Annotated in this window: 4 protein-coding genes and 1 other RNA gene; 3 read left to right on the top strand and 2 right to left on the bottom strand. The window is 34.7% G+C overall.

The window, feature by feature from the left end:
- The first annotated feature begins 365 nt into the window (after positions 1–365).
- Both ACIQ2X_RS13955 and ACIQ2X_RS13950 read left to right on the top strand, forming a co-directional pair.
- Positions 366–1,736, top strand: coding sequence for a sensor histidine kinase (locus ACIQ2X_RS13955; protein ID WP_396179551.1), 1,371 nt, complete (start codon positions 366–368; stop codon positions 1,734–1,736).
- Position 1,737: 1 nt separating this feature from the next.
- Positions 1,738–2,436 carry a response regulator transcription factor gene (locus ACIQ2X_RS13950; protein ID WP_396179550.1) on the top strand — a complete coding sequence of 233 codons (699 nt, stop codon included), beginning with the start codon at positions 1,738–1,740 and terminating at the stop codon, positions 2,434–2,436.
- Between the two features lie 214 nt (positions 2,437–2,650).
- Here the strand turns inward: ACIQ2X_RS13950 and rnpB are convergent.
- Positions 2,651–3,003: RNase P RNA component class A (rnpB, locus tag ACIQ2X_RS13945), an RNA gene on the bottom strand.
- Between the two features lie 131 nt (positions 3,004–3,134).
- Between rnpB and ACIQ2X_RS13940 the strand changes: the two genes are divergently transcribed.
- A complete protein-coding gene (locus ACIQ2X_RS13940; protein ID WP_396179549.1) occupies positions 3,135–3,455 on the top strand; it encodes a hypothetical protein in 321 nt (106 codons plus the stop codon).
- A gap of 203 nt (positions 3,456–3,658) precedes the next feature.
- Here the strand turns inward: ACIQ2X_RS13940 and ACIQ2X_RS13935 are convergent, their stop codons facing one another.
- A complete protein-coding gene (locus ACIQ2X_RS13935) occupies positions 3,659–4,258 on the bottom strand; it encodes a hypothetical protein (RefSeq protein WP_396179547.1) in 600 nt (199 codons plus the stop codon).
- Positions 4,259–4,645 lie beyond the last annotated feature (387 nt).

The raw sequence follows: 4,645 nt of genomic DNA, 5'->3' as shown, positions 1-4,645 counted from the left end.
AACGAGTTTGTTTATAAGCTAAATCGCAGATATTTTGGTGAGAAAATCTTCGATAGACTAGTGATAGCAAGTATTACAGGAGTATGATTAAAAAAGGATATGCATATAATTTAATTTTACATTTTCTAACCTGTACAATTATTTCGAAAAAAGTACCCCACCCGAAATCTTCTGGGATTTTTTGAGCGAATGCAAAGGTTTTGGACAGTAAAAACATAGTAATGTAAATTATGTGATTCATCGTTTTGATTTGATTACAAATGTGGGTTTAAATACGCATTGCGAACGTTAATCGTAGGTTAATGCTGGGTTAATGTGTTATTTATGTGAGAAAAGATGTATTTTTGAAGAGTATTTATAAACTTATGCGACAAAAAATAAACGTATTAATTATCGTTTCTTCGGCTGTTTTGGTCGGGTTGATTGTGATGCAATACTTTTTGGTCAAAACCGCTTACGAATATAAAGTAGAGCAATTTCGACTGGAAGTGAAAGAGAAAATTGCCCAAATCACGAACGATTACAGTGATATTGATTCGACTTTATTTGTCAAAAAAGATTTGTACTATAAGCAAGTTGCTGTGGATTATTTATTGAATCCCGATCGAAAAGAACGCATCAAGCAATCGATTTTGCAAAACAGTTTTAAAAAAGAACTGACTTTAAAACTGCAAAGAGCATTTCAAAAAGAGATTCCGGATTTAGAAATGGATTTTGCAATTGTACTCGACAAATTTGTTTTGTACAACAACACCGAATCCGATACTATTTTTGCCGAAAAACCTTTAATTTCCAATAAATTATACGGTGGTTTGGTTTCGCTAGACGATGCTTTTTTAGTTCGCAATTATGTGGGAACTACAAGTGGAATTTTAAATCCAAACGTTGCTAATTCAACTTATCAATTATTAACCGAAGACACCTTATATGTTTCCATCAAAAACTGGGAAGACATTGTTTTGAAACGAATGACGGGCATTTTCTTATTGGCAGTAGGTTCGATTTTAGTCTTAATTTCGTTATTTATCATCGCGTTGAAATCGTTGATTCAGCAGAAAAAAATCAGCGACATCAAAACCGATTTTATCAATAACATCACACACGAATTGAAAACACCTTTGGCGACTTTAGCAGTTTCTACTAAATTATTGAGTCGACCCCAAATTGCAGCAAATCCAGAACATTTCAACGGATTATTAGAAACCATAAATCGACAAAATAGTCGACTTCAAAACCTAATTGACCAAGTAATGACCAATGCTTTGGGACATAGCGAAATTGATTTGCACAAAGAAAAAACGGCTATGCCCGACTTCTTAAATATGATTATTGCTGATTTCCAAATTGCGTTTCCGAAAGTACATATTCATACCGATTTTGGAACCACGAAAGCAACTTTGCAGTTGGACCGATTTCATCTAACTACGGCAATAACGAATGTTTTGGAAAATGCGGTAAAGTACGGTTGCCAAAACATTACCGTTTCAAGTGTTTTGAAAAACAACGAATTTTGCATCGCGATTCAAGACGACGGCATTGGAATTTCGAAGAAAAACCAAGCTTTATTGTTTGATAAATTCTACAGAGTCGAACAAGGTAATATCCATACCACAAAAGGTTTGGGATTGGGTTTGTATTATGTCGAACAAATAGTAAAAGCCCACAAAGGAAGTATTCAAATCGTGAGTGATTTGGGAAAAGGAGCCACTTTTAACTTGACAATTCCAACTGTTTGAAATGAAGAAAATTCTTTTAGCCGAAGATGATGCTGATTTTGCCCAAGTATTGAAGCACTATTTAGAACTTTTTGACTTTGAAGTACATTGGGCTTCCGATGGTGCAGAAGCTTTTTCTGCTTTTCAAAATGAGGTATTTCAGTTTTGCATTTTGGATGTGATGATGCCCAAAATGGACGGATTTACGCTTGCGGAAAAAATGGTGAATTACAATCCGGAAGTGCCTTTTTTATTTTTAACTGCCAAAAAATTAAAGGAAGACAAAATTCGTGGACTGAAATTGGGTGCTGATGATTACATCGTGAAACCTTTTGAAGCAGACGAGTTAGTTTTGCGGATTCAGAATATTTTGAAACGCAGTGAAAAAACGACCGTTACAAGAACTGAAAGTAGCGATATTCAAATTGGTAAATTTGTTTTTGACACGAAAAGATTGCAATTGAAAGGCGAAAATTCGTTGCAGCAATTGACCGAAAAAGAAGCTTCCCTCCTGCTCTTTTTGTTTGAAAATAAAAATCAATTATTGAAACGCGAACTGATTTTGCAAGCCATTTGGGATACCGATGATTTCTTTTCGGGGAGAAGTATGGATGTTTTTATCAGTCGGTTGCGGAAATATTTTAAAGAGGATGAAAATATTGCCATTGAAAGTAAGCGGAATTTGGGATTGGAGTTTAGAATTTTGAATTATGAGATATGAATTATTAGTGAGGAGTTGGAAGTTGGGAGTTGTAAACTGAAAACTAAATTTCTGCGTGAGGAATGTTTTGCGTTAGGGACAGAAGAGGAGCTCTTTTATTGGTCTCGTCTTTTGGGACGAGACCAATAAAAAGCGGGAACGGATGGCCCGACCCGTAGTTTTTACGGAGGGTAACGCCCAAATTATTTTAAAAAATTGTAATGGAATTTAACTTAAAAAAAGCAGACCTGTAAGCCGGATTCTGTTCACATTGAATTTGACTTCAACGTTACCTTATCATTTATCTAGGCTTGCAATTACTCACAAGCTCCATCTTTCTACCCTTCAACAACGGGCGAGTAACCCTTTTTATCCCGAATACTCGGGAGTTGATATACTTGAAATTTCACCGCATAGAGTTTACCTGGTTTCACTACAGCATTACCTGTACCTGCTTTCTGTTGCACTTGTCCTAATCCCGATCCCGATAGCTATCGGGACGGGACCGACGGATGTTATCCGCTATGCTACTCTGTGGTGTCCGGACTTTCCTCCTCAATAAATTGAGACGATAAGGCGGTCTGCGGTGCGAAATTACAACTAAAAAGCGAAATGTGGCGAAGGTTGAATGTTATAACTCGCAAATTAAATTGTGTAACTGATTTTTATTGTATAAAAAGTACTTTTAAAAAACCTATAAATCAATAAATACAACTATTATGGAACGTCAAATGTATCATTATGCAACGGTTTCGAAAGCGCTAGAAGAATTAGCCGAAAAAGGATATACAGTAGATTACAACTTACAAGAAGATAAAATTATCAATGGCCCACAAGACTTTACCATTGAAGAAATGTACCGATATGAAGGCGAAACCGATCCTGGTGATGAAGCAACTGTTTTTGGCATTCGCTCTTCGACTGGAGAAAAAGGAATTTTTGTTGCCGGAATGAGCGCCTTTGCCGATAACAGTGCGGCAATAGTTTTGAATGAATTGTTTATAAAAGGTAGGCAAGAATATAATGCTGGTGAAGCGTGAAACACGCAAGTTTTGTTTTAAAGAGTACCTGAACTGGTTTGATGATACATCCAATTGCAGGTATTTTGATCAAAAAAACTTTATACTAAAACCAAACCTCGCTTAGAATGTGCTAAACGAGGTTGGTTTTTTAATTATTCTTTGAAAGTTTATCTTTTTGAAAGGGTTGTGCAACGGTTCCGGCTGCTAGCCATTCGGTTTTTTCAATATAATTTATTTTCAAAGGGTTCAACATCTTGCAGTTTTGGTAAAGGTTTAATCAATATTTTCTTTTTAGTATTACTAATTACTTTATCAGTATCATATCTTTCTGCTTTTTCAATTCTAACTCCAGTCGAAAGATTAAAATCTGTTGTTGTCATTACACCTCGACCATCAGAACAAACCTTTGAAAACCCAATTAATTCAAAATTTCCATTTTGAAACCTAAATTTATGTTCAAAGTGTCCTCTTAACAATTCAAAATTAACACTAACTACACCTTTTTTTATTGTGATGTTTAAAAATCCATCACCCGTTTTATATCCAACTCTTCCGTCGGGAAATTGAGCCTCAATGATTTTAGTTGATGAAACAATTAACTCAAAACTTCCATTTGGTTTGGCAAAAAATATTTCTAATTTATAGGGTGATTTTTCATTTATTGGGTCTTGAGTGACAACAACTTTATCAATAAGATTATCTTTATTTAAATCGCCTTTAACTTCTGTTATTTTAAGATTAAAACTGTCATTTAACTTTCTGTTTTGTGAATATGCATAGATTTGAATTAAAAGCAAACTTGTTAAAAATATTTTCTTCATATTTAAGAAATTTCATTTTTTTTATTCGTTCCGCCAAACTGATGGCTAACGCCAGCCTACCGAGAAAAATCGGTACAAGTTGTGAGAAAACCTCCGTTTTATTTGATTCAAATATAGAAAAACAGTTGTATAAAAACAACGCATTTTGTGTTTTAAACCTGCAACACATCACCGGAACTCCCCGTAATCAAATTACTTTTTCCAGTTTGGATAGCTTGTTCCGATTTTTATCGGAAATACTATTTCACTCGATAATCCCATCCGATTTATCGATGCTTTTGTATAAAACACGCAAAAACCATCTTGACTTTACTGCAAAAAAAAAGAGGATAATCAATCCTCTTGTAATTTACTCAAACAACTTATCGATAACTCCATAAGTGTTGA

Origin of the sequence: Flavobacterium sp. (assembly GCF_044368625.1) — a bacterium.
Lineage (GTDB): Bacteria > Bacteroidota > Bacteroidia > Flavobacteriales > Flavobacteriaceae > Flavobacterium.
The sequence above is the reverse complement of the archived record's forward strand: the minus strand, read 5'-3'. Positions and strand labels throughout refer to the sequence as shown.

Excerpts from the sequence above, each read along its gene's own strand:
- ACIQ2X_RS13955 (WP_396179551.1), top strand. The coding sequence starts at position 366 with ATGCGACAAAAAATAAACGTATTAATTATCGTTTCTTCGGCTGTTTTG.
- ACIQ2X_RS13950 (WP_396179550.1), top strand. The coding sequence starts at position 1,738 with ATGAAGAAAATTCTTTTAGCCGAAGATGATGCTGATTTTGCCCAAGTA.
- ACIQ2X_RS13940 (WP_396179549.1), top strand. The coding sequence starts at position 3,135 with ATGGAACGTCAAATGTATCATTATGCAACGGTTTCGAAAGCGCTAGAA.
- ACIQ2X_RS13935 (WP_396179547.1), bottom strand. The coding sequence starts at position 4,258 with ATGAAGAAAATATTTTTAACAAGTTTGCTTTTAATTCAAATCTATGCA.